At 68.5% G+C, this 22859-nt stretch carries 18 protein-coding genes and 1 riboswitch; of the genes, 10 read left to right on the top strand and 8 right to left on the bottom strand.

What is annotated here, in order from left to right:
* Nucleotides 1-2 precede the first annotated feature (2 nt).
* Both glyA and RXV79_RS19380 read right to left on the bottom strand, forming a co-directional pair.
* Complete coding sequence (gene glyA / locus RXV79_RS19385; RefSeq protein ID WP_316699749.1) at nucleotides 3-1253, bottom strand: serine hydroxymethyltransferase; 1251 nt, start codon at nucleotides 1251-1253, stop codon at nucleotides 3-5.
* Nucleotides 1254-1312: 59 nt separating this feature from the next.
* Nucleotides 1313-1440: riboswitch (ZMP/ZTP riboswitch) on the bottom strand.
* Between the two features lie 48 nt (nucleotides 1441-1488).
* Nucleotides 1489-2388, bottom strand: coding sequence for a lytic transglycosylase domain-containing protein (locus tag RXV79_RS19380; protein ID WP_316699748.1), 900 nt, complete (start codon nucleotides 2386-2388; stop codon nucleotides 1489-1491).
* Nucleotides 2389-2632: 244 nt separating this feature from the next.
* On the opposite strand from RXV79_RS19380, the gene RXV79_RS19375 reads away from it, so the two are divergent.
* Nucleotides 2633-4192 carry a UbiD family decarboxylase domain-containing protein gene (locus RXV79_RS19375; RefSeq protein WP_316699747.1) on the top strand — a complete coding sequence of 520 codons (1560 nt, stop codon included), beginning with the start codon at nucleotides 2633-2635 and terminating at the stop codon, nucleotides 4190-4192.
* A 215-nt stretch (nucleotides 4193-4407) separates the two neighbouring features.
* On the opposite strand, the gene RXV79_RS19370 is transcribed toward RXV79_RS19375, so the two are convergent.
* Nucleotides 4408-5220, bottom strand: coding sequence for a YdcF family protein (locus RXV79_RS19370; RefSeq protein ID WP_316699746.1), 813 nt, complete (start codon nucleotides 5218-5220; stop codon nucleotides 4408-4410).
* Nucleotides 5221-5414: 194 nt separating this feature from the next.
* Between RXV79_RS19370 and RXV79_RS19365 the strand changes: the two genes are divergently transcribed.
* The 3 genes from RXV79_RS19365 to RXV79_RS19355 all read left to right on the top strand — a co-directional run bounded on the left by RXV79_RS19365 (nucleotide 5415) and on the right by RXV79_RS19355 (nucleotide 11258).
* Nucleotides 5415-7499 carry a TonB-dependent receptor family protein gene (locus tag RXV79_RS19365; protein WP_316699745.1) on the top strand — a complete coding sequence of 695 codons (2085 nt, stop codon included), beginning with the start codon at nucleotides 5415-5417 and terminating at the stop codon, nucleotides 7497-7499.
* Nucleotides 7500-7550: 51 nt separating this feature from the next.
* Complete coding sequence (msrA, locus tag RXV79_RS19360; protein ID WP_316699744.1) at nucleotides 7551-8090, top strand: peptide-methionine (S)-S-oxide reductase MsrA; 540 nt, start codon at nucleotides 7551-7553, stop codon at nucleotides 8088-8090.
* A gap of 147 nt (nucleotides 8091-8237) precedes the next feature.
* Nucleotides 8238-11258, top strand: a complete 3021-nt coding sequence (locus RXV79_RS19355; protein ID WP_316699743.1) for a PAS domain-containing protein — start codon at nucleotides 8238-8240, stop codon at nucleotides 11256-11258.
* A gap of 9 nt (nucleotides 11259-11267) precedes the next feature.
* Here the strand turns inward: RXV79_RS19355 and pdxH are convergent, their stop codons facing one another.
* The gene (gene pdxH, locus RXV79_RS19350) at nucleotides 11268-11909 is read right to left on the bottom strand and encodes a pyridoxamine 5'-phosphate oxidase (RefSeq protein ID WP_316699742.1); all 642 of its coding nucleotides are present in this window, start codon (nucleotides 11907-11909) and stop codon (nucleotides 11268-11270) included.
* A gap of 73 nt (nucleotides 11910-11982) precedes the next feature.
* On the opposite strand from pdxH, the gene RXV79_RS19345 reads away from it, so the two are divergent.
* The 3 genes from RXV79_RS19345 (at nucleotide 11983) to RXV79_RS19335 (ending at nucleotide 15453) form a co-directional block, all read left to right on the top strand.
* Nucleotides 11983-12441, top strand: a complete 459-nt coding sequence (locus RXV79_RS19345) for a (2Fe-2S)-binding protein (RefSeq protein ID WP_316699741.1) — start codon at nucleotides 11983-11985, stop codon at nucleotides 12439-12441.
* A 13-nt stretch (nucleotides 12442-12454) separates the two neighbouring features.
* Nucleotides 12455-14674: a xanthine dehydrogenase family protein molybdopterin-binding subunit gene (locus RXV79_RS19340; RefSeq protein ID WP_316699740.1), complete on the top strand. Its 2220-nt coding sequence runs from the start codon at nucleotides 12455-12457 to the stop codon at nucleotides 14672-14674.
* Nucleotides 14675-14829: 155 nt separating this feature from the next.
* Nucleotides 14830-15453 (top strand): nucleotidyltransferase family protein, encoded by a 624-nt coding sequence (locus RXV79_RS19335; protein ID WP_296728882.1) that lies wholly within the window; start codon nucleotides 14830-14832, stop codon nucleotides 15451-15453.
* Between the two features lie 93 nt (nucleotides 15454-15546).
* Here the strand turns inward: RXV79_RS19335 and RXV79_RS19330 are convergent, their stop codons facing one another.
* Both RXV79_RS19330 and RXV79_RS19325 read right to left on the bottom strand, forming a co-directional pair.
* On the bottom strand, nucleotides 15547-16161 hold the full coding sequence (locus tag RXV79_RS19330; RefSeq protein WP_316699739.1) for a gamma-glutamylcyclotransferase: 615 nt from the start codon (nucleotides 16159-16161) through the stop codon (nucleotides 15547-15549).
* A 7-nt stretch (nucleotides 16162-16168) separates the two neighbouring features.
* Nucleotides 16169-17095, bottom strand: coding sequence for a hypothetical protein (locus RXV79_RS19325; protein ID WP_316699738.1), 927 nt, complete (start codon nucleotides 17093-17095; stop codon nucleotides 16169-16171).
* Between the two features lie 190 nt (nucleotides 17096-17285).
* On the opposite strand from RXV79_RS19325, the gene RXV79_RS19320 reads away from it, so the two are divergent.
* The 3 genes from RXV79_RS19320 (at nucleotide 17286) to eda (ending at nucleotide 21917) form a co-directional block, all read left to right on the top strand.
* Entirely contained in the window at nucleotides 17286-19364 is a 2079-nt protein-coding gene (locus RXV79_RS19320) for an AsmA family protein (RefSeq protein WP_316699737.1), read from the top strand.
* Between the two features lie 81 nt (nucleotides 19365-19445).
* Nucleotides 19446-21260: a phosphogluconate dehydratase gene (gene edd / locus RXV79_RS19315; protein ID WP_316699736.1), complete on the top strand. Its 1815-nt coding sequence runs from the start codon at nucleotides 19446-19448 to the stop codon at nucleotides 21258-21260.
* A 27-nt stretch (nucleotides 21261-21287) separates the two neighbouring features.
* Complete coding sequence (eda, locus tag RXV79_RS19310; RefSeq protein WP_316699735.1) at nucleotides 21288-21917, top strand: bifunctional 4-hydroxy-2-oxoglutarate aldolase/2-dehydro-3-deoxy-phosphogluconate aldolase; 630 nt, start codon at nucleotides 21288-21290, stop codon at nucleotides 21915-21917.
* Here eda and gloA read toward each other — a convergent pair.
* Complete coding sequence (gene gloA, locus RXV79_RS19305) at nucleotides 21914-22303, bottom strand: lactoylglutathione lyase (RefSeq protein WP_316699734.1); 390 nt, start codon at nucleotides 22301-22303, stop codon at nucleotides 21914-21916. The genes eda and gloA overlap by 4 nt on opposite strands.
* Nucleotide 22304: 1 nt before the next feature.
* The gene (locus RXV79_RS19300; protein ID WP_316699733.1) at nucleotides 22305-22859 is read right to left on the bottom strand and encodes a PaaI family thioesterase; all 555 of its coding nucleotides are present in this window, start codon (nucleotides 22857-22859) and stop codon (nucleotides 22305-22307) included.

The following is a 22859-nucleotide window of genomic DNA, read 5'->3' as shown; positions in this document are numbered from 1 at the left end:
CATCAGCGATAGACGGGGAATTCGCGGGTCAAGGCGGACACCTTGGCGCGTACCGTCGCAAGGTTCGCTTCATCGTGGGGCTTGTCGAGCACATCGGCGATCAGGTTGGCGGTCATGCGCGCCTGCTCTTCCTTGAAGCCGCGGGTGGTGAAGGCCGGCGAGCCCAGGCGGATGCCGCTCGTGACCATCGGCTTTTGCGGGTCGTTGGGGATGCCGTTCTTGTTGCAGGTCATGTGGGCCGCGCCCAGGATGGCCTCGGCTTCCTTGCCCGTCAGGTTCTTGGGGCGCAGGTCGACCAGCATCACGTGGCTTTCGGTGCGGCCCGACACGATGCGCAGGCCACGCTGGATGAGCGTGTCGGCGAGCACGGCGGCGTTTTTCACCACCTGCTGCTGGTAGGTCTTGAACTCGGGCGACAGCGCTTCCTTGAAGGCCACCGCCTTGCCGGCAATCACGTGCATCAGCGGGCCGCCCTGGATGCCCGGGAAGATCGCGCTGTTGATCTTCTTCGCGATGTCTTCGTTGTTCATCAGCACCACGCCGCCGCGCGGGCCACGCAGGCTCTTGTGGGTGGTGGAGGTGACGACGTCGGCAAACGGCACGGGGTTGGGGTACACGCCCGCGGCGATCAGGCCGGCGTAGTGGGCCATGTCGACCATGAAATAGGCGCCGATGGCCTTGGCCACCTTGGCGAAGCGCTCGAAGTCGATGCGCAGCGAGTAGGCCGAGGCGCCCGCGATGATCAGCTTGGGCTTGTGCTCGTGGGCCAGGCGCTCCATCGCGTCGTAGTCGATGGCTTCGTTCTTGTCGAGGCCGTAGCTCACCACCTTGAACCACTTGCCACTCATGTTGAGCGGCATGCCGTGCGTCAGGTGGCCGCCTTCGGCGAGGCTCATGCCCATGATGGTGTCGCCCGGCTGCAGCAGGCCGAAGAAGACCGACTGGTTGGCCTGCGAGCCGGAGTTGGCCTGCACGTTGGCAAACTGCGCGCCGAAGAGCTGCTTCAGGCGGTCGATGGCGAGCTGCTCGACGATGTCGACGTACTCGCAGCCGCCGTAGTAACGCTTGCCGGGATAGCCCTCGGCGTACTTGTTGGTGAGCTGGCTGCCTTGTGCGGCCATGACGGCCGGCGAGGTGTAGTTCTCGGAGGCGATCAGCTCGATGTGGTCTTCCTGGCGTTGGTTCTCACTCTGGATGGCAGCCCAGAGTTCGGGATCAACGGAGGCAATGGTGGATTTGGCGCGGTCGAACATGTGGCGGTTCTCTAGGTCAGGTGTGTCCCGTCGAACATCCGCATCGGGAGATGCGATCTCGGGGCTGCCCAGGCGAACGGCGGAACCGGCTCCAAACATCTGGAGCGGGCCGCGCTTCCCAGTGGTTCACCACCTCAGGCTCCGCAGTCATCAGACCGGGGCCCCATCGCCAGTTGCGCAGCGGGTGGGAGTGTAGCGCGGCAGGTCGTGCCTGCCACGTTCACGTGTGGGGGATTCAGCCGACCAGGGCCACCTGGTCCGTGGTCGACTTCTCACCCGGAGATGCCGGCTTGGCGTCGGGCCCGGTCAGGGTGGCCGGCACCGTCACAGGCGCCGGCAGGATCAGCGGCGCCGTGATCGACACGGTCTTGCCGGCCGCCACCTGGCGCAGATGCTCCTGCTCCGCCAGCACCTTGCCCGCGTAGCCGCCATCATCGGCCAGATTGGCTGCGCCCACGTAGTAGCGCAGCCCCGCTTCCAGGCCGCCGGCGCGCGAGATGCACTCCTTGAGCACCTGCACGCCGACGCGCAGGTTGGTCACCGGGTCGAAGGCCGCGTGGTTGCCGCCGAAGGCCTCGTACTTGTCGTCGTGCACGCGGGTCATCACCTGCATCAGGCCTTGCGCGCCGACCGGGCTCTGGGCGAACGGGTTGAAGCTCGACTCGATGGCCATGATGGCCAGGATGAGCGTCGGCTCCAGGTTCGCCTTGGCGCCGACCGTCCAGGCTTCCTGCACCAAACGGGCCACGGGCTCCGGTGCCACACGGTAGCGGCGAGACAGCCAATTGGCGACCGCCGCTTGCTGGCGCGTCAGTTCACGCGGGTCGCTGGCAGTGGCCCGCGTGATGGCGTCGGGCTCGTTCAAGCCCGCCAGGGCTTCCAGCGTGCCGGCTGTGCGGGCCTCTTGCCGGGCCTGCAGCCAGCTCAGGGCTTTCTGTTCGACGCCCTGGCTCATGTCGCGGTGGCTGAACAGGAAGACCAGCATCGCGACGATCACCAGGCCGACCAGGGCCAGGGTGTTGTGGCTGACCTCGAGAAGACCATGGCCCACGTCGCGGAGAAAAACGGTTGCGGAGCCTGCCGCCCGGGTGCGGGCCGATTGCAGGTGCGAGAGCAAATTCTGAAGCGCTGTCATGTCACTCCTTTCTTCTCTGTCTCGCTCCCGGCCGGCGGATGCCTGTGGCTGGGAAGGTGACAGTGATAATCCCTCGGCAATTGGCGTGCGGGATTCGGCAGCGTGCGCCTGTCGGACTTCCGGCATTGCTGAACCGGTCGTCGGCGCGGGTTATCCCTGATCTGTGTCAGGTGCGGGCCGGATTCTGTTGGGCCTAGTCATAACTGGTCAAGGATATAAAAATGACCTTTCATAACTGGAAAGCATGAAATATCGCGATTTGCGGGACTTCATGGCGGGCCTGGAGCGCCTCGGCGAGCTTCGGCAGGTCGCTGAGCCAGTCTCCGCGCGGCTTGAAATGACAGCGCTCAGTGACAAGGTCCTCCGTTCTGGCGGTCCGGCGCTGTGGTTCAAGAACCCCGCTGGTTACAAATTTTCCGCCTTGACGAACCTCTTCGGTACCCCGAAACGAGTGGCCCTTGGAATGGGGGCCACCGAGGTGAATGAGCTGCGGGACGTGGGCCGTGTGCTGGCCAGCCTGAAGGAGCCGGAGCCGCCAAAAGGCCTGAAAGACACCGGCCGCTTGTTACAGATGGCGAAAGCCCTGTGGGACATGAAGCCCGCCGTTACCGGCAAAGCCGCCTGCCAGGAGGAAGCCTTGACCGGCTCCGAGATCGATCTCGGCCAGTTGCCAATCCAGACCTGTTGGCCCGGAGACGTCGCGCCCTTGATCACCTGGGGCCTCGTCATCACCCGCGGTCCGCAGGGGACGCCCGGTGCACGCAAGCGCCAGAACCTCGGCATCTACCGCCAGCAGGTCATCGGCCCGCGCCAGGTCATCATGCGATGGCTGACCCATCGCGGCGGCGCGCTCGATTTCCGCGACTTCGCGCTGGCGCGGCCCGGTCAACGGTTCCCCATCGCCGTGGCGCTGGGTGCCGACCCGGCGACCATCCTCGGCGCCGTGACGCCGGTGCCCGACACCCTGTCGGAGTACCAGTTCGCCGGACTGCTGCGCGGCAGTCGCACCGAGGTGTTCGACACTGCCGTCGGCGACCAGGGGGTGATGCTGCAGGCACCGGCCGGTGCCGAGATCGTGCTTGAAGGCCACATCCCGCCCGCCGCACCCGGCTACGTTGGCACCAGCCCGCACGGCGTGCGGCTGAAGGAGGTGGGCGGCTACTTGCACGCGCTCGAAGGCCCGTTCGGCGACCACACCGGCTACTACAACGAGCAGGACTGGTTTCCCGTGTTCGAGTTGAGCCGCCTGCTGCGCCGGCGCGACGCGATCTACCACTCCACCTACACCGGCAAACCGCCCGACGAGCCGGCCGTCCTGGGCGTGGCGCTGAATGAAGTCTTCGTGCCGATCCTCCAGAAGCAATTCCCGGAGATCGTCGACTTCTACCTGCCGCCCGAAGGGTGCAGCTACCGGATGGCCATCGTCAGCATCAAGAAGAGCTACCCGGGCCATGCGAAGCGGCTGATGTTCGGCATCTGGAGCTTCCTGCGTCAGTTCATGTACACCAAGTTCATCGTGGTGACCGACGACGACGTCGACATCCGCAGCTGGCAGGATGTGATCTGGGCCATCACCACCCGCGTCGACCCGGTGCGCGACACGACGCTCGTCGAGCACACGCCCATCGACTACCTCGATTTCGCCTCCCCCGTGAGCGGCCTGGGCGGCAAGATGGGCCTCGACGCCACCAACAAGTGGCCGGGCGAGACCAGCCGCGAGTGGGGCCGCAACATCAAGATGGATGCCGAGGTGGAGCAGCGCGTGGCCGGTCTCTTCGACCGCCTGATGAAGCCGTCTCAATGATGCGGCGCCGCGTCATAGACGATCTCACTTGGCACTGATCGGGGCCGTCATCTAGCTTTAGGGAGCCTGCCTGCAGGCATCCTCACTGGCGCAGTCACTGCGCTATAGGAGCCCTGGACCTACTTCCTCCAGAGCCCCGACCGATGGCGTCAGCCGTCCGTCCCCCTTCCGCCGCGAGGTTGGAAGGGGGCTTCGCTTTTTGGGGCGACGTTTCTTCAGGCGCGCACCAGCAAGGCCAGCAACTCGCGCACGGCGTTGTGAACCTTCTGGTAGCCGGCGGGGGAGGGGATCCAGTCGAGCGCCGGGCGCGTGGTGTGTTGCGCCAGGCCCATCGGCGCAGGGTCGACCTTGACGGAGCCTCCCGCCGCCTGCTCGAACATCTTTTGCGCCCGCGGCATGTGCCAGCCGTCGGTGACGAGCACGATGCGGGTAATGCCATCCCGCTTGAGCAGCTGCACGGTGTGGCCGGCGTTCTCGCGGGTGTCGCGCGAGCGGTCTTCCTGCCACTTGAGTGGCTGGCCGAATTCGCGGGACGCGATGCGTGCGGCGACCTCGGCCTCAGGCTTCCCGTCCGTCGACTGCGCCCAGCCCACCCCGCCGCTGAAGGCCACTGGCGCACCGGTTTCGCGGCTGAGCCAGAGCCCGTAGCGCAGGCGCGCGAGCGACGCTGGCGCGAGATTCGAGATGCCGTACTCGGGCGCCAGCGGCTCGGCGCCACCGCCCAGCACGACGATGGCCACGGGCTCCTTGCCCTTCACGGCCGCTTTCAGATCGGCCACCGCTGCGGCGCTCAATGCCGCGGGCGGCTTGAGTGCAAATTGCACCAGCACCTGGCCCATGCCGACGCAGGCGCTCAGCCAGAGGCCCGCCAGGCTCAGCAGGATCACCAACCAACCCAGCCCGCGGCGCGGCAGGATCAGCCGTGCGCCGATCAGGAGCAGCAGGAAGAAGGGCAGCGGCGGCAGCACCAGCGCCGTCAACAAGGGTTTCCAGGATTCGATGCCGAGCAGCGTCAGCAGGCCGTTCATGCCGTTCTCTTTCTTGATGGAAGTGGGCGGGCTCCCTCGGCCCGGCGCGGATTTTGCCGGTCGCGCCCACGCGCCCACCCCGTGTTTGCGCCGACATGGCGCACGATCGGTGACAAATTCCTCGCTTGCCCGGGGTTCACGGTCGAGGGGTGGCATGAAACAGTCGCCCGCTCTGCAACCAGGACAGCACCTCCATGAGATTCAGCGTGATCTGCGCCGCCCTGCCCGCGCTCGGGGCGATCACCGCCGCCAGCGCGCAAAGCGCTCCCAACGTGCTCGATCCGGTGGTCATCACGGCACAACGCATTCGTGAAAGCGCCTTTGACTCGCCTGCTGCCATCACTGCCGTGACACGCGAGGCGATCGACAACGGCGGCCCGCAGGTCAACCTCTCCGAGGTGCTCAACCGCGTACCGGGCATCGTGGCGCTCAACCGCCAGAACTACGCGCAGGACCTGCAGATCTCCATCCGCGGCTTTGGCACCCGCTCGACCTTCGGCGTGCGCGGCGTGCGCCTCATCGTCGACGGCATTCCCGCCACCATGCCCGACGGCCAGGGCCAGGCGTCCAACGTGTCGCTGGCCTCGGCGGGTCGCATCGAGGTGCTGCGCGGTCCGATGGCCCAGCTCTACGGCAACTCGGCCGGCGGCGTGGTGCAGGTCTTCACCGAAGACGACGCCACCACCCCCACGCTCAGCGTGAGCGGGGCGGCCGGCCCCTACGAGCAACGCAAGTTCGGCCTCAAGTACAGCACCACCACCGCCAGCGGCGACGGCATCACGCTCGACGCCTCACGCTTCGACACCGACGGCTACCGCGAGCACAGCGCCGCCCGCCGTGGCCAGTTCAATGCGCGCTGGCAGCGCGACCTGAGCCGCGACACCCACGTGAGCGTGGTCGTCAACGCGCTCGATCAGCCCGACACACAAGACCCGCTCGGCCTGACGCGGGCGCAGTGGGAAAGCGATCCCCGCTCCGTCGCGACCGCTGCCATGGACTACGACACCCGCAAGACGGTGCGGCAGAACCAGATCGGCACGGTGGTCGAGCACCGCTTCAGCGAGGCCACGCTCTTTACCGGCCGGCTCTACCTCGGTGAACGCAATCTGTTCAACGCACTCGGCATCCCGCTGACCGCGCCTCCCCAGGCCAGCAACACGGGCAGTGGTGGAGTGGTTCAGTTCGATCGCGGGTACGGCGGTCTGGGCGCGCAGCTCTCGCACCGCATCTCGCTGGACGAGGGCCGTGCGCTGCGCCTGACGGGCGGTATCGAGTACGACCGCATGCGCGAGAACCGTCAGGGCTACATCAACAACCTTGGCGCGCAAGGTGCACTCAAGCGTGACGAGCGCAACGTCGTGGAGAACCGTGACGCGTACCTGCAGGCGAGCCTCGACGTCCACCGCGACTGGACGCTCACCGCCGGCGCCCGCAGCATCGATGTGCGCTTTCGGACCCGCGACTACTTCATCCAGCCCGGCGTGCCGCCGGCACCCGACAACCCCGACGACAGCGGCAGCGTCGGCTTCAGCGGCGTGAACCCGGTGCTGGGCCTCACCTGGCACGCCGCGAAGACAGTCAACGTCTACCTCAACGCCGGCCGCGGCTACGAGACGCCGACCTTCACCGAGCTGGCCTACCGCAACGTCGGCTCCGGGCTCAACACCGACCTGCGCGCCTCCAGCAGCCGCCACCTCGAGCTGGGTGCGAAGTGGAAGGTCGACGGCGTGCAGCGCCTCGACGCGGCGCTCTACGACATCGACACGAAAGACGAGATCGTGGTCGACACCAACAGCGGCGGCCGCTCCACCTTCCGCAACGCCGGCCCCACCGAGCGCCGCGGCCTGGAAGTCGCGCACGTGGCGCAGCTCACCGACGGCCTGCGCAGCACGCTGAGCCTCAACCTGCTGCGCGCTCGCTTTGCCGATGGCCGCCGCCTGCCCGGCACGCCCGAGCGCAGCGCTTTCGCGGAACTTGCCTGGGCACCCAAGGCGGCCTGGGGTGGCTTTCAAAGTGCCGTCGAGGTGGTGCACACCGGCTCGCTCGTGGTCAACGACAGCAACACCGATGCTGCCCCTGCCGTCACGCTGCTCAACCTGCGCGCGGGCTTTGCCCAATCGCTCGACGGCTGGCGCTTCACGCAGCTCGTGCGCCTCGACAACGCGACCGACCGCCGTTATGCCGGCTCGGTGATCGTCAACGAGGGCAATGGCCGCTTCTTCGAGCCAGGACTCCCTCGCACCTGGCTGCTGGCCCTGACCGCAAGCCACGCCTTCTGACAAGTCATTGCCGCCTTGTCAGAATCGGCGTCTGTTGGCGACGGAGGCGGTATGAGCATTGACACCATCACCCTGGGCGGCGGCTGCTTCTGGTGCACCGAAGCGGTCTATGAGCGTGTGAACGGCGTGACTGCCGTCGAATCCGGCTATTCCAACGGCCACGCGGTCAACCCAAGCTACGAGCAGGTCTGCACCGGCAACACCGGGCACAACGAAGTCGTGCGCGTGAGCTTCGACACCGACCAGATCAGCCTGCGCGAGGTGCTCGAGATCTTCTTCGTCGTGCACGACCCGACCTCCCTCAACCGGCAGGGCAACGACGTGGGCACGCAGTACCGCTCGGGCATCTACTTCAGCTCTCCCGAGCAGGAGAAAGTGGCGCGCGAGGTGATCGCCGAGATGGCTGCGAGCGGCACCTACCGCTCGCCCATCGTCACCGAGGTGTTGCCGCTTGCGAACTACTCGCGCGCCGAGGAATACCACCAGCACTACTTCGCCCAGCACCCCAACCAGGGCTACTGCGCGTTCGTCGTCGCGCCCAAGGTGGAGAAATTCCGCAAGACCTTCGCCAGCCTGGTCAAGGCGGCCTGAGCCTTCACCGCGTGCGGCAGCGTGCGCGATTTGGCAGCGGCCCTGCTGTCCCCGGTGCTTCTCCTGTGAAGATTGCGCCGCAGCCTCGATAGACTGCCCAGCACCGTTTGTAACTGGCCGCTCGCCCGCGCGGTCGCGGTGTCTTGCATGGATGGCATTGAACAACTGTGGTGGCGCGCGCCCGGCCTCGCCCTGAGGCTTGCGGCGGTGCAGCCGCCGCACGAGCGCGGCGATGCGGGCGGATGGCAGCCCAACCCCGCGGCCACCGCGTGGGCGTCCCAACGCGGGCTGGCCGAGCACCACTGGCCGGTGCTTGCCTCAGCCGTGCGTGCGCGCCTCGATGCGGGGCAGAACCAGGGCCGTGTGGCGATGGAGCCCGCGGGCGTCGAATTCAACTGGACGGCGGTGGCGCTCGAGCCGGGCTGGCTCGTCTGGCTGGAGCCAGTTGCCGGTGACGTCGAACGCCTGACCCACCGGCTCGACATGGTGCAGACCCTGGGTCGCATGGCGTCGTGGGAACACGACCTCGCCACCGGCGAAACCCGCTGGGACGCCCACATGTTCGGCCTGCTCGGCCTCGACCCCGCCCGCGGCATGCCGCCCCGCAACGCCAATCTCGAGCTGGTGCACCCCGATGACCGCGCACGCCTGGACGCCGAGTACCGCCGTTTCGCGCAGGCAGCGGGCCGCTACGAGACGCACTACCGCATCGTCTCGCCGGGTGGTGCGGTGAAAGACATCCGTGCCCTGTGCGAAGTGGAAAACGACCCCCGCGGCGTGCCCGCGCGCATGACCGGCCTCCTGATCGACGAAACCGAGATCGCCGACCGCCTGCGCACGAGCGAGGCCACGGCAGCGCTGTGGGTGCGCGCGGTCGACCTCGCCGCGGTGGCGCTGTGGCGGCTCGACCTCATCAACCAGCGCGTCTACTTCAGCGACTGGGGCTACGCCATGCTGGGCCTCGACCCTGCGACAGACAAGCTCACCGTCGAGCAGCTGCGCGAACTCATCCACCCCGACGACCGGCCCGCGGTGGTCGCTGCGGCCGAGGAGGCCATCGGAACGCGCGGCGTGGTCGATGTCGAAGCGCGCTACCGCCATCGCAGCGGCCACTATCGCAACCTCTACACCCGTCGTGTCGCGGAGTTTGATGCGAGGGGCAACGTGATCGGCCTCTCGGGCGTGACCATCGACATGACCGAGCAGATCGCCGAGCGCGAGCGTGCCAAGGCCTACGCCCAGCGCATCGACCGCGTCACCAACGCGGCCGGCGTGGGCATCTGGAGCGTCGACATCGAGACGCGCGAGATCGAATGGAACGAGCAGATGTACCGGCTCTACGGCGTGCCGCGCGACCAGCCGCCGCCGAACAACGACGTCTGGCTCAACGAGCTCGTGCACCCGCAGGACCGCGAGATTGCCCGCAATCACCGCCCCGTCACCGGCACCAGCCCGCAAGGCCTGCACGCCGAGTTCCGCATCGTGCGGCCCAACGGTGCGGTGCGCTGGGTGGCCTCGTGGTCGCGCCGCGAGGTGCTCGGCAACCGCGACCTGGCCTTCGGCGTCAACCTCGACATCACGAACCTGCAGCGCACCCAGGCCGAGCTGCGGCAGATGCAGGAGCGCGCCCGCCTGGCCACCGAGTCGGCCGGAATCGGCACCTGGGAGCGCGACCTGCGCACCGGCCGCGCCAAGTGGGACGCGCAGATGTACCGCCTGCGCGGCCTGCCCGTCGGGCCCGAGACGCCACCCGACGACATGCGCTACGCCGCTTACCACCCCGACGACCTGGAAAACATCAACCGCAACAAGGCGCGTGCGGGCAAAGAAGGCGACAGCTACGAGAACGAATTCCGCGTGGTCTTCCCCGATGGGTCGATCCGCTGGCTGGCCACGCGCGGGCTGGTGAAACGCGACGTGCATGGCGACCCCGAGAAGATGCTCGGCGTCACCTGGGACATCACCGAGCGCCGCCGCGCCGAGCAGGCCTTGCGCGAGAAGGCCGCGGCGGTGCAGGCGAGCGCGGCCAAGAGCCAGTTCCTCGCGCGCATGAGCCATGAGCTGCGCACGCCGCTCAATGCGGTGCTCGGCTTCGCGCAGCTGCTCGGCAACGACCTGACCGAGCGCCTGAGCACGCAGCAGCGCCAGCGTGTCGACCGCATCCACTCCGCCGGCCTGCACCTGCTGGCGCTGATCGACGATGTGCTCGACCTCGCCACCATCGAGTCCGACGCCTTGCCGCTCACGTACGAGGCGGTGTCGCTGCAGTCCTCGCTCGACGACGTGCTGCAGTGGACGCAGCTGCAGGCTTCGCAGGCCGCGGTGCAGATCCATCCGCAGCCGATGCGCGGCTGGGTGCGCGCCGACCCGCGGCGTGTGCGGCAGATCCTGTCCAACCTCATCAGCAACGCGATCAAGTACAACAAGCCGCAAGGCCAGGTGTGGATCGCCGCCAGTTCCACCACCCATCGCGACCAGCCGGCGTGGACGCTCTCGGTGCGTGATACCGGCCGCGGCCTCTCGGCCGAGCAGTGCACGCAGCTCTTCCAGCCCTTCAACCGCCTCGGCGCCGAGCGCGGCACCATCCCCGGCACCGGCATCGGCCTCGCGATCGTCCACCACCTCGTGCGCCTGATGGGTGGCGACCTGACGGTGACGAGCGAGCCCGGCCACGGCAGCGAGTTCCAGGTCACGCTGCCCGCCGAACGAGCGCCCGAGACCCTCGAACTCGAGCCGCACACCGGCTTCCATGCCGACCTCGGCAAAGGCGACGCGGCCGGCAGCACTCGCCTGAACGTGCTCTACATCGAAGACAACCCGGTCAACGTGGTGCTGGTGCAGGAACTGGTGGCGCTGCGGCCCGACGTCAACCTGAGCGTGGCGGTCGACGGCGTCTCAGGCGTGAGCCGTGCGGTGGCCGATGCGCCGCATGTGGTGCTGGTCGACATGCAGCTGCCCGACATCGATGGCTTCGAGGTGCTGCGCCGCCTGAAGGCCGCCTCGATGCCGTCGGACATGACCATCGTGGCGCTGTCGGCCAATGCGATGCCCGAAGACGTGAACCGGGCGAAGCAGGCGGGCTTCGACGACTACTGGACGAAGCCGATCGACTTCCATGCGTTCCTGCGCAACCTCACGCGCTTGGCGCAGGCGCATCTCACACACTGACCGTGGCGCTCAGGGTGCGAGGCGTTCGCGCACCCAGCTCGTGCCCTCGAGCCGATAGCGCAGCCGATCGTGCAGCCGCGACTTGCGGCCCTGCCAGAACTCCCAGGTGTCGGGCACCAGGCGGTAGCCACCCCAGTGTGGCGGGCGCGGTGGCGAGAGCGCATAACGCGCCGCCGCCTTCGCGGCATTGGCCACCAGCACGGCGCGCGACGAGATCACCTGGCTCTGCGGCGAGGCCCAGGCGCCGAGGCGGTTGTCGAGCGGGCGCGAGTTGAAGTACGCATCCGACTCGTCGGCGCTCGTCTTCTCCACGCGTCCTTCGATGCGCACCACGCGCTCCAACTCGACCCAGTGGAACTGCAGCGCCGCCTGTGCGTGCAAGGCCAGCTCACGCCCCTTGCGGCTCTCGTAGTTGGTGTACCAGACGATGCCGCGCGCATCGAAGCCCTTGATGAGCACGATGCGCGTCGATGGCCGGCCGCCTTCGCCCACGGTGGCAAGCGTCATCGCGTTCGGCTCGGGCACCTGCGCATCGAGTGCCTGCTGCAGCCACAGGCCGAATTGCTCGAGCGGGTCCTCGCGCGAGGCCTCTTCGTCCAGCTCGGCGCGCTCGTAGCTCTTGCGCAGGTCGGCGATGTTCTGGGTGCTCATGCGGCCGAGTATAAAAACACAAGTCCTGCGAAGCGGTATACCCTCCGCCTTCGCTTTTTTTGAAAGCCTTGCAATGACCACGATGAACGTCAATGGCAAGACGGTGAACGTCGATGCCGACCCTTCCACCCCCGTGCTGTGGGCGCTGCGCGACAACCTGCAGCTCACCGGCACCAAGTTCGGCTGCGGTGCGGCGCTGTGCGGCGCCTGCACGGTGCACGTCGACGGCCAGCCCACGCGCAGCTGCGTGACGCCGATCTCCGCGGTGGGCACGCAGAAGATCACCACCATCGAGGCGATGGCCGACGACAAGGTCGGCCGTGCGGTGCAGGCCGCATGGATCAAGCATGACGTGGCGCAATGCGGCTACTGCCAGAGCGGCCAGATCATGAGCGCCATTGGCCTGCTCAAGAGCAAACGCCGCCCGAGCGATGCCGACATCGACACCGCCATGGCCGGCAACATCTGCCGCTGCGGCACCTACGCGCGCATCCGCGCCGCCATCAAAGACGCCGCGCAGGCGCTGGCGTGAGGAGGCACGACGCATGAACTACGACCACCTCATGGCCCGCGTGGGCGCGCAGCAGGCGAGCAACCTCGGCCGTCGCAACTTTCTGAAGCTCGGCGCGGGCACCGGCTTCGCGCTCGGGCTCTTCGTCTCGCACGAGGAGGCCGACGCACAGGCCGCGTCGGCCCCCGCCAAGGCCGCGCCGCTCAAGCCGGGCGAACAACCCGCTGCCTTCGTGCGCATTGACACCGACGGCACCGTCACCGTGCTCGTCAACCGGCTCGAATTCGGCCAGGGGGTCATCACCAGCCTGCCCATGCTCGTGGCCGAGGAGATGGACGCCGACTGGTCCAAGGTGCGCGGTGAACTCGCGCCCGCAGGTGATGCCTACAAGGACCCAGGGTTCGGCATCCAGATGACAGGTGGCTCCAATTCGGTTCGCAGCTCGTGGCAGCAGTACCGCCAGCTCGGCGCCCGAACCCGCGCGATGCTGGTGAGCGCCGCCGCGCAACGCTTGAACGTGGCACCGTCGGCCTGCCGCGTGTCGAACGGCGTGGTGTCGGCCGGTGGCAAGCGCGCCACCTTCGGCGAGCTGGCCGCCGACGCGATGAAGCAGCCGGTGCCCGAGACCGTCACGCTCAAGAACGCGAAGGACTTCAAGCTCATCGGCAAGCCCACCCCGCGGCTCGATGCGCGGGCCAAGGCGACCGGCCAGCAGGCGTTCGGCATCGACTCGCAACTGGCCGGCATGAAGACCGTGCTGCTGCTGCACCCGCCCGTCTTCGGCGCGAAGCTCGTGAGCTTCGATGCCAGCAAGGCGCGTGCGGTGAAAGGCGTGGTCGAGGTGATGGAAGTGCCGCTCGACCGCGGTGCGACTGGCCTCGCGGTGATCGCCGACGGCTACTGGCCCGCCAAGATGGGCCGCGATGCGCTGAAGGTGGTGTGGAACAGCGCGGCGGTCGAGAAGGTCGACTCGCAGGCGCAGCTGGCGACATACCGCGAGCTGGCCGGCAAGCCCGGTGTGAAGGTGCGCGAGGCCGACACCTCGAAGATCGCCTCGGCGCCGCGCAAGATCAACGCGGTCTTCAGCTTCCCGTATCTCGCGCATGCGCCGATGGAGCCGCTCAACTGCCTGATCGATTTCGACGGGCGCACCTGCAAGATCACCGCGGGCTCGCAGTTCCAGACCATCGACCAGGGGGCCGTGGCCGCGGTGCTCAAGCTCAAGCCGCAGGACGTTCAGCTCACCACCGCCATGGCCGGTGGCGGCTTCGGCCGGCGTGCGGTGCCGAGTTCCGACTACCTGGTGGAGGCCGCACGCGTGGCCGATGCGTGGCGCCTGTCGGGCAACTCGGGCCCGCTCAAGATCGTGTGGAGCCGCGAAGACGACATCAAGGGCGGCTACTACCGGCCCGCACATGTGCACCGCGCCGAGATCGGCTTCGACGAAAAAGGCCAGGTGCTGGGCTGGAACCACACCATCGTCGGCCAGTCGATCCTGATGGGCACGCCCTTCGAGGCCTTCCTGGTGAAGAACGGTGTCGACGGCGTCATGGTCGAAGGCGTGGCCGACACGCCCTACAACGTGCCGCTCGCGCTGCAGATCCATCACCCCAAGGTCAACGTGCCGGTGCTGTGGTGGCGCTCGGTGGGGCATACGCACACCGCCTTCGTGATGGAGACGCTCATCGACGAGATCGCCCGCATCACCGCGCAAGACCCGGTGGCCTACCGACGCCAGCTGTTGGGCGAGAAGCACAAGCACCACCTCGCGGCGCTGGAGCTCGCGGTCGAGAAGTCGGGCTACGGCCATAAGACGCTGCCCAAAGGCCATGCCTTCGGTGTGGCGGTGCACGAGTCGTTCGGCTCGGTGGTCGCCTACGTGGTGGAGGCGTCGATGCGCGAGGGCCAGCCCACCCTGCACCGGGTCACCGCCGGCGTGGCCTGCGGCACGGCGGTCAACCCGATGGCCATCGAGGCGCAGGTGCAGGGCGCTGCGCTGATGGGGCTCGGCACCACCTTGCCGGGGGCGGCCATCACGCTGAAAGACGGCGTCGTGCAGCAGAGCAACTTTGGCGACTACACGGTGGCTCGCATGCCGCAGATGCCGGCCATCTCGGTGCACATCGTGCCGAGCACCGAGGCGCCGACGGGCATGGGCGAGCCCGGTTTGCCGCCCTTGGCACCGGCGTTCGCCAACGCCCTGGCCCGCCTCACCGGCAAACCCATGCGTGCACTGCCGTTTGAATTTGTATGAGGCTTGTACGGGGCTGCTGAAGGGTGGTGGTCTTACTCAAAATGCCTTACGGGGAAGGCCTTAAGTGAAGCCCCCACTATCGTTTAGAGGCCCGAAATCCGATTCTTGATGACAGGCGGCCCGCAGTGGAGCCGCCACATCGGGGAGTAGGCCGAATGAAGTCACGGCCGGCAGTGGTGGTGTTGGCGGCGGGCCGTGGTTCGCGCTTTCGCGGCCTGCACCACAAGCTGGTGCAGACGCTGGGCGCGTCCACCGTGCTGGCCACGACCATCTCCAACGCGCTGGCCACGCAGATGCCGGTGCTGGTGGTGACCACCGAGCCGCTCGCCGAAATGGTGAGCCGCCACGTGGCCACGCGCGACATGGTGGTGCTGCCGCCGGCTGGCTCGCCCGCGGCGCAGGCGCTGGGCATGGGCTACTCCATCGCGGCCGGCGTGGCAGCGCGCTCCGATGCGTCGGGCTGGCTCATCCTGCCGGCCGACATGCCGATGATCCAGACCTCGACGCTGCGCCAGGTGGCCGACGAACTCGACGGCAACGCGATTGCCTACGCGCAGCACCGCGGCCTGCGCGGGCACCCGGTGGGCTTTTCCGCCGAGCTGTATTCGGAGCTGGTGATGCTCACCGGCGATGAAGGCGCCCGCCGCCTGCTGGCCCGCTACCCGGCGATGGGTGTGGAGGTCGACGACCCCGGCGTGCTGCTCGACGTCGACACCGAAGACGACCTCGACCGCGTGCGCGTCGCGCAGCGCGAGATGCAGTTCCGCGAAGCTCGATAAAGAAAGCCCCTCAGTCGGGTCGGGAAACCCGTCCCTTGGGCGTAGCTTGAGGGGCACGGCGCAGCGCGCGCAAGAGAAGCGCGGCCGGGGAAGTCAAGCCAACGAGTGCTGGTGTGCCAGCGCCACGATGCGCTCGATGGCCCGGTCGCGGATGCCATGTGCACGCAGCGCCTGGGCCGTCTCCAGCACATAGGCGAGCGTGGTGCCGTAGCGCCCGCTGGCATGCCGCAGCACTTTCACCAGGTGCGCGTCGTCCATCGGGCCGGTGTAGTTGGGGCTCTCGCGGCTGAGCGTGAAGCCCAATGCCGTGACCGGGCCGCTGGCGGTCTGGCAGGGCAGCCAGCGCGGGTCGTAGACGCTGTTGGGCATCTCGCGCGCCCACAGACGCGGCAGCTCGTCTTCCACCCGCTCGCGGGCGATGCGGTAGACCATGCCGCGGCATGAGCCGCCGCCCACGAGGGCGAACACGAGGCCGGGCCGCTCGGGCGTGCCGCGGTTGATGCGCGACTGCATCTCGAGCGCCCGGTGCCAGCCGTGCACACGCGCCTGGCGCTGCTCGATCGATTCGAACTCGGGCCGCCAGATCAGCGAGGCGTAGCCGAACACCCAGAGATCGCTCTGCCCGCCCCAGGCCGCATGCACCTGGGCGAGCAGGTGGGCCGGTTCGCGTTCGGGGGAGAGGGGGCGCAGGGGCGGAGCGAGGCTCATGCCGGACTCAACGGGTGGCGCCTGCCTCGGGTTCACTTGCCGGCACGGCAATCCCCAGCGCAAGCGCAGTGCTCAGGAACCAGAGGATCTCGAATGCCGACAGGCCGGCCGCCGCCGCTGCTTCGCCCACGCCCATCGCGCGCTGCGTCCACGCCGCCACGAGCCTTGGCGCGCTCGGGCGGGAGAGGGCGGCGGGCTCCGGCGTGGAAGTCAGCCGGTACCGGCCATTGATCGTGCGCGGCGAGACGCCCTGGTCGACGAGCGTGTGCGTCAGCCCCCACAGCAGGGTCGACACCCGCAACGTGTGGCGCTCGCCGGGCCATGGGGGCGTGTCGGGTGCGCGCTGCGGCTCCGCGAGCTGCAGCGGTCGTGCCAGCAGCTCGGCCAGCGGCAGCGAACTCGCGATCTCCCCGGTGCGGAAGTCGACCACCATGCCGTGCCCGCCGCCCACACCGAGCAGCGTGCGCCGGCGTTCCCCGGCAAGCAGGGCGCCCACGATCAGATCGCGCAGCGCATGCAGGGCCATGCGGGCGTGCTCGCGCTGCACCGCGCCGCGCGCAAGCTCGTACAGCGCCGCGGCGGCTTCCAGCACTTCGGTCATGCCGTCCACACGCACCGGCGAGGTCACCGCCAGGCCGCGCGGCGAGTCGGCCGGCCTGGCGCCGCGTGGCGTCAGGCGCACCAGCACGCGCGGCGGGGCGACGTACTGCGACCAGTCGTGCGGCACGAAGAGCGTGGTGCAGTCGTTGGGGTCTTCGACCCAGCGCAGCCGCAAGCCGGTCTGCCCATCTAGCATGCGGGTCATCGACACCAGCACGGCGCGGTCGCGTGCGTCCAGGCCGATGGCGGCAATGTCGAGCGATCGCACCGCAGGGGCTGCGGTGCTGCTCGTGGCAGAAGGGCCGGCGGCAGGGGAATCGGAACGTTCGGGCATCGAGGCTCGACAGTGCTCGCAGCGGGGACCGGGCCAGTCTACTAGCGCTGCTGCGGCCCAGGCGTGTGCAATTCCACGCGTCGCGCCCTGTGCCGTAGGACATGCCTCACAGCGACTGCCGGCCGGTGCCGATACGACCCGCCGGGCCGCGGGCCTAAGGTCAGTCCACCCCACCACCCGGAGCGACGCGATGACCTCATCCCCACGGCGCATCAGCAAAGGCTGGGCCGTGGCAGCGGCCGTGATGGGGGCGCTCGTCGTCACGGTCCTCGCCTGCGAATGGGCTGGCTGGCCCTTCCTCGCCAAGCCGGTGGAGCGGGTGCTCAGCCGCACGCTCGAGCGCGATGTGCAGCTCGGCAACGAAAGCTCGCATGCCACGGTGCGATTCTTCGGCGGGCTCAAGGTCGACGTGCCGCACCTGCAGATCGGCGCGCCCGAGTGGAGCAAGCGGCCCTTCTTCCTGCAGGCCCGCAACGCGCAGATGCACCTCTCGTATGGCGATCTGTGGCGCGCAAAGAAGGGCGCGCCGCTCGACATCGACCTGCTGCGCGCCGACCACCTGGTGGTGCACGCCGAGCGTATGGCCGACGGGCGTGCCTCGTGGGTGTTCGGCACGCTGCAGAAGCCCCAGGAAGCGAAGGAGGGCAAGCCGAACGTCTTCCCGACCGTGCGCGAGCTGCGCGTCAACGAAGGCCAGCTCACCTATGTCGATGTGCCGCTGAAGGCCGACATCGTCGCCAGGCTCGCGCTGGCGGAAGGCGCGGCCGGCGTGCAGGCGCCGCCTTCGCAGGGCTCGCAGCCGCTCCCCGTGGCACTGCGCGGCCTCATCGCCAGCGCCGAAGGCACGTATGGCCCGGCCAAGCTCTCGGCCAACCTGCGCACCGCGGGGGTCACGCCGCTGCTGCGCAGCGACACCGCCGCGCCCTCGGTGCCGGTGGTGCTCGAACTCAAGGCCAACAAGGCGAGCCTCAGCTTCAACGGCACGGTGACCGACATCTTCAAGCTCTCGGACCTGGCCGGGCAGTTCCGCGTCAGCGGCCCCTCGCTCGCCGCGGCTGGCGACCCGCTTGGCGTCACCCTGCCGACCACGGGCGCCTTCGTGCTCGCCGGCCGCATCAACAAGGACGGCAAGGTCTGGAAGGTCGCCGCCGATGATGCGACCGTGGGCTCCACCAAGCTCAAGGGCGACTTCACCTACGACATGGGCCAGCCGGTGCCGCTTCTCGCCGGCAAGGTGACGAGCCCGCGCCTGCTGCTGGCCGATCTCGCGCCCACGATCGGCGGCGAGCCCGGGGCCGACCCGGCCCCGCCACCGAAGACCAAGGCGCCGCCCGCGGCGCGTGTGCTGCCCGACAGGGAGTTCGACCTGCCCTCGCTGCGCGCGATGAACGCCGATGTGCAGATGGCCTTCGACCGTGTCGAGCTGGGTGCGCTCTTCGCCCTGCCGCTGCAGCCGCTGAAGACGCGCCTCACCTTGAAAGACGGCAAGCTGCGCCTGGACGACCTCGTGGCCACCACCGCCGACGGCAGCCTGCGTGGCAACGTGGCGCTCGACGGCACGCGCGACGTGGCGCTGTGGAACGCCGACCTGCGATGGTCGGGCGTGAAGCTCGAACAGTGGCTCAAGCAGAAGCGAGCCGATGGCAAGCCGCCCTTTGTGAGCGGCAAGCTCGTCGGCCACGCCAAGCTCGAAGGGCAGGGCCGCTCGACGGCGCAGATCCTCGGCAGCCTCGACGGGACGGTTGCCACCACCGTGCGCCAGGGGCAGGTCTCGCACCTCATCGTCGAAGCCGCGGGCCTCGATCTGGCCCAAGCGCTGGGCGTGTTCGTGAAGGGCGACGAGCCGCTGCCCGTCAGCTGCGCGCTCGCCGACCTGAAGGCCGAGAAGGGTGTGCTGACCACGCGCACGCTCGTGGTCGACACGCCCGACTCGACGGTGTGGGCCGAAGGCAGCGTGTCCATGAAAGACGAGGCGCTCGACCTCAAGGCCACGGTCGCGCCCAAGGATTTCAGCCCGCTCGCACTGCGCACGCCGGTGCACCTGAAGGGCGCCTTCAATGCGCCCAAGGTGTCGGTCGAGAAAGCGCCCCTCGCCCGGCGTGTGGCAGGCGCCGCGCTGCTGGCGCTGGTGAACCCGATCGCAGCGGTGCTCCCGCTCTTCGACAAGGGCGAGAGCGACGAGGGCGACAGCTGCAATGAACTCGTCGCCCGGGCGCGTGACGCGGCGCGCGAGGGCCGGTCGCCGGCTGACAAGAAGGGCGGCAAGTAACCACGGTGCGCGCATCGGCCGCGTTGACTTGTAATTTGGTTACCTGATAATCGCGCACCAGGTTACAAGTCGTCCGCTCCCATGAAACCAGTCGTCCTTGCCGTCACCCAGCGAATCCGCGAGCGCAGCGCCCCGCTGCGCACTGCCTACCTGCAGCGTGTGGAAGCCTGGGGTTCGCGCCCCCGCGGCGCCGACCGCATGGGCTGCGCGAACGTCGCCCACGCGTTCGCCGCCATGCCCGCGTCCGACAAGCTGCGCATCGTGGCCGAGCGTGCGCCCAACATCGGCATCGTCAACGCCTACAACGACATGCTGTCGGCCCACCAGCCGCTGGCCACTTATCCCGACCTGATCCGCGACGAAGCACATCGCCTCGGCGCCACGGCGCAGGTGGCCGGTGGCGTGCCGGCCATGTGCGACGGCGTGACACAAGGCCTGCCCGGCATGGAGCTGAGCCTCTTCTCGCGCGACACGATCGCGATGAGCACGGCGGTGGCCCTCACGCATGATGTGTTCGACGCGGCCCTGCTGCTCGGCGTGTGCGACAAGATCGTGCCCGGCCTGCTCATCGGCGCCTTGCACTTCGGTCACCTGCCGTGCGTCTTCGTGCCCGCGGGGCCGATGACGAGTGGCCTGTCCAACAGCGACAAGGCCAAGGTGCGCGAGCAGTTCGCGCAAGGCCTGGTGGGCCGCGAAGAGCTGCTCAAGGCCGAATCGGCCGCGTACCACGGCCCCGGCACCTGCACCTTCTACGGCACGGCCAACAGCAACCAGATGCTGATGGAGGCGATGGGCCTGCACGTGCCCGGCACGGCCTTCATCCACCCGCACGAAGGCCTGCGCGAGCAGCTCACGCGCCACGCAGTGCGGCAGGTGCTCGACATCTCGCGAGGCGAACGCCGCACGCCCATCGGCCGCGTGGTCGACGAGCGGGTGATCGTCAACGCACTCGTCGCCTTGCTCGCCACTGGCGGCTCCACCAACCACCTGATCCATTGGGTGGCCGTGGCCCGCGCAGCGGGCATCCTCATCGACTGGACCGACTTCTCGGAGCTTTCGCACGTGGTGCCGCTGCTGTCGCGCGTGTACCCGAACGGCAGTGCCGACGTGAACCAGTTCCAGGCGGCCGGCGGCCCCGGCTTCGTGCTGCGCGAACTGCTCGACGCCGGCCTGCTGCACGGCGACGTGATGACCACCACCGCCGGGGGGCTGCGCGACTACACCCGAGTGCCCGCCATGGACGGCGAGCGGCTGGTGTGGCGCGACCTGCCCGAGGCGAGCGGCGATGACCTCATCGTGCGCCGCGCCAGTGACCCGTTCAGCGCCACGGGTGGCCTCAAGCTGCTCGATGGCAACCTGGGCCGCGCGGTGATCAAGGTCTCGGCCGTGCCCGAGGCCAACCATGTGATCGAAGCGCCAGCCATCGTGTTCGACGACCAGGAGTCGCTGCTCGCCGCCTTCAAGGCCGGCACGCTGCAGCGCGATTTCGTGGCCGTGGTGCGCTTCCAGGGTCCGCAGGCCAACGGCATGCCCGAGTTGCACAAGCTCACGCCGCCGCTGGGGGTGCTGCAAGGGCAGGGCTTCAAGGTGGCGCTCGTGACCGATGGCCGCATGAGCGGCGCTTCGGGCAAGGTGCCCGCGGCCATCCACGTGAGCCCGGAAGCGATGGCGGGCGGGCCGCTCGCGAAAGTGCGCGATGGCGACCTGATCCGCCTCGACGCGGTGGCCGGCACGCTCGAAGCATTGGTCGACGCGCAGACCTGGGCCCAGCGCGAGCTGGCCACGATGAGCGAGCAGCGTCGCGCCGACAACGCCCACGGCCTCGGCCGTGAACTCTTCGGCGGCATGCGCCGCAACGTGCGCAGCGCCGAAGAAGGCGCCATCACGTGGCTTTGAACTGGCTTTGATCACAAGCACCTCACCATGAACACACTCGAACTCGCCACCCACGGCCCGGTGATCCCGGTCATCGTGATCGACCGTCTCGAAGACGCCGTGCCCCTCGCCGAAGCCCTGGTGGCCGGTGGCGTGAAGGTGCTGGAGGTGACGCTGCGCACGCCGGTCGCGCTGGCGGCGATGGAGGCGATTGCGAAGATGGTGCCCGAGGCCATCGTTGGCGCTGGCACGGTGCGCAACGTGGGCGATGCTAAGGCGGCGCTGAGCGCCGGATGCAAGTTCGCCGTGAGCCCGGGTTACCTGAGCCTCGTCGGCCAGGCTTGCCGCGAGATCGGCCTGCCGCTCCTGCCCGGCGTGGCCACCGGCAGCGAGGTGATGCAGGCCAACCTCGACGGCTACGACTTCCTGAAGTTCTTCCCCGCCACCGCGGCGGGCGGCATCCCGATGCTGAAGGCGCTCGCGGGGCCGTTCGCCGACGTGAAGTTCTGCCCGACGGGCGGCATCACGCCCGAGACGGCGCCGCAGTTCCTCGCGTTGCCCAACGTGCCCGTGTGCGGCGGCTCGTGGCTCACGCCGGCCGCTGCCGTGGCGGCGCGCGACTGGGCGGGCATCACCCAGCTCGCGCGTGAGGCGCAGGCTTTGCGCGTAGCCGCTTAACCGGGCTTGCGCTCGATGAGCTCGACCTTGTAGCCATCGGGGTCGGTGATGAAGGCGATGACGGTGTTGCCACCTTTCACCGGGCCGGCTTCTCGCGTGACGGCGCCGCCGTTCGCGCGGATCTTCTCGCAGGCCGCATACGCGTCGGGCACTTCGATGGCGATGTGACCATAGGCCGTGCCGAGATCGTATTTCTCGACACCGTAGTTGTAGGTGAGCTCGATCTCGGCGTGCTCGGGGTTGTGGCCGTAGCCGAGGAAGGCCAGCGAGTATTTCTGCTCGGGCCGGTCGGTGGTGCGCAGCAGTTGCATGCCCATCACCTTCGTATAGAAGTCGATCGAGCGCTGCAGGTCGCCGACGCGCAGCATGGTGTGGAGGATTCGCATTTCAGCCTTTGGCGTCCATGATGAAGCAGGTGGTCGAGGCGTGAGCGTACAGCTTGCCGTCGTGGCCGTAGAGGCGGCCTTCGGCGGTGCCCATGCTGCGGCCGAGGTGAATCACCTTGCCTTCGGCGCGCACGAGCGGCACATGTTCGGTCAGCGCCCGCACGATGTTGATCTTCAGCTCCACCGTCGTGTAGCTCTTGCCCACGGGCAGTGAGGCGTGGATGGCGCAGGCCACGCACGAGTCGAGCAGGGTGGCGAACCAGCCGCCGTGCACCGTGCCCAGCGGGTTGTAGTGCGCGCGGCGCGGTCGGCCCTGGAAGATGGCGCGGCCCGGCTCCACCAAGACCGGCAGGAAATCGAGCGTCTCGCCGATGTGCGGCTGGGGCAGCTCACCCGAGAACATGGCGTTGAACACCTCGATGCCGGCCTTGCCTGCCACCTGCTCGGAGCGGATCACGCCGAGCGTGCTGCGGCGTGCGCGCACCGAAGCTTCGTCGGCCTCCCAGGCGGCAAGGGTCTGTTCAGGGCTTGGTGCAGAAGTGGCGGCATCGGCCAT

It is taken from the genome of Piscinibacter gummiphilus, assembly GCF_032681285.1.
GTDB classification, from domain to species: Bacteria; Pseudomonadota; Gammaproteobacteria; order Burkholderiales; family Burkholderiaceae_C; genus Rhizobacter; species Rhizobacter gummiphilus_A.
The sequence above is the reverse complement of the archived record's forward strand: the minus strand, read 5'-3'. Positions and strand labels throughout refer to the sequence as shown.

What these genes read in the sequence shown, in the direction of transcription:
- glyA (WP_316699749.1), bottom strand. Translation starts at nt 1,253, where the DNA reads ATGTTCGACCGCGCCAAATCCACCATTGCCTCCGTTGATCCCGAACTC.
- RXV79_RS19380 (WP_316699748.1), bottom strand. Translation starts at nt 2,388, where the DNA reads ATGACAGCGCTTCAGAATTTGCTCTCGCACCTGCAATCGGCCCGCACC.
- RXV79_RS19375 (WP_316699747.1), top strand. Translation starts at nt 2,633, where the DNA reads ATGAAATATCGCGATTTGCGGGACTTCATGGCGGGCCTGGAGCGCCTC.
- RXV79_RS19370 (WP_316699746.1), bottom strand. Translation starts at nt 5,220, where the DNA reads ATGAACGGCCTGCTGACGCTGCTCGGCATCGAATCCTGGAAACCCTTG.
- RXV79_RS19365 (WP_316699745.1), top strand. Translation starts at nt 5,415, where the DNA reads ATGAGATTCAGCGTGATCTGCGCCGCCCTGCCCGCGCTCGGGGCGATC.
- msrA (WP_316699744.1), top strand. Translation starts at nt 7,551, where the DNA reads ATGAGCATTGACACCATCACCCTGGGCGGCGGCTGCTTCTGGTGCACC.
- RXV79_RS19355 (WP_316699743.1), top strand. Translation starts at nt 8,238, where the DNA reads ATGGATGGCATTGAACAACTGTGGTGGCGCGCGCCCGGCCTCGCCCTG.
- pdxH (WP_316699742.1), bottom strand. Translation starts at nt 11,909, where the DNA reads ATGAGCACCCAGAACATCGCCGACCTGCGCAAGAGCTACGAGCGCGCC.
- RXV79_RS19345 (WP_316699741.1), top strand. Translation starts at nt 11,983, where the DNA reads ATGACCACGATGAACGTCAATGGCAAGACGGTGAACGTCGATGCCGAC.
- RXV79_RS19340 (WP_316699740.1), top strand. Translation starts at nt 12,455, where the DNA reads ATGAACTACGACCACCTCATGGCCCGCGTGGGCGCGCAGCAGGCGAGC.
- RXV79_RS19335 (WP_296728882.1), top strand. Translation starts at nt 14,830, where the DNA reads ATGAAGTCACGGCCGGCAGTGGTGGTGTTGGCGGCGGGCCGTGGTTCG.
- RXV79_RS19330 (WP_316699739.1), bottom strand. Translation starts at nt 16,161, where the DNA reads ATGAGCCTCGCTCCGCCCCTGCGCCCCCTCTCCCCCGAACGCGAACCG.
- RXV79_RS19325 (WP_316699738.1), bottom strand. Translation starts at nt 17,095, where the DNA reads ATGCCCGAACGTTCCGATTCCCCTGCCGCCGGCCCTTCTGCCACGAGC.
- RXV79_RS19320 (WP_316699737.1), top strand. Translation starts at nt 17,286, where the DNA reads ATGACCTCATCCCCACGGCGCATCAGCAAAGGCTGGGCCGTGGCAGCG.
- edd (WP_316699736.1), top strand. Translation starts at nt 19,446, where the DNA reads ATGAAACCAGTCGTCCTTGCCGTCACCCAGCGAATCCGCGAGCGCAGC.
- eda (WP_316699735.1), top strand. Translation starts at nt 21,288, where the DNA reads ATGAACACACTCGAACTCGCCACCCACGGCCCGGTGATCCCGGTCATC.
- gloA (WP_316699734.1), bottom strand. Translation starts at nt 22,303, where the DNA reads ATGCGAATCCTCCACACCATGCTGCGCGTCGGCGACCTGCAGCGCTCG.
- RXV79_RS19300 (WP_316699733.1), bottom strand. Translation starts at nt 22,859, where the DNA reads ATGGCCGATGCCGCCACTTCTGCACCAAGCCCTGAACAGACCCTTGCC.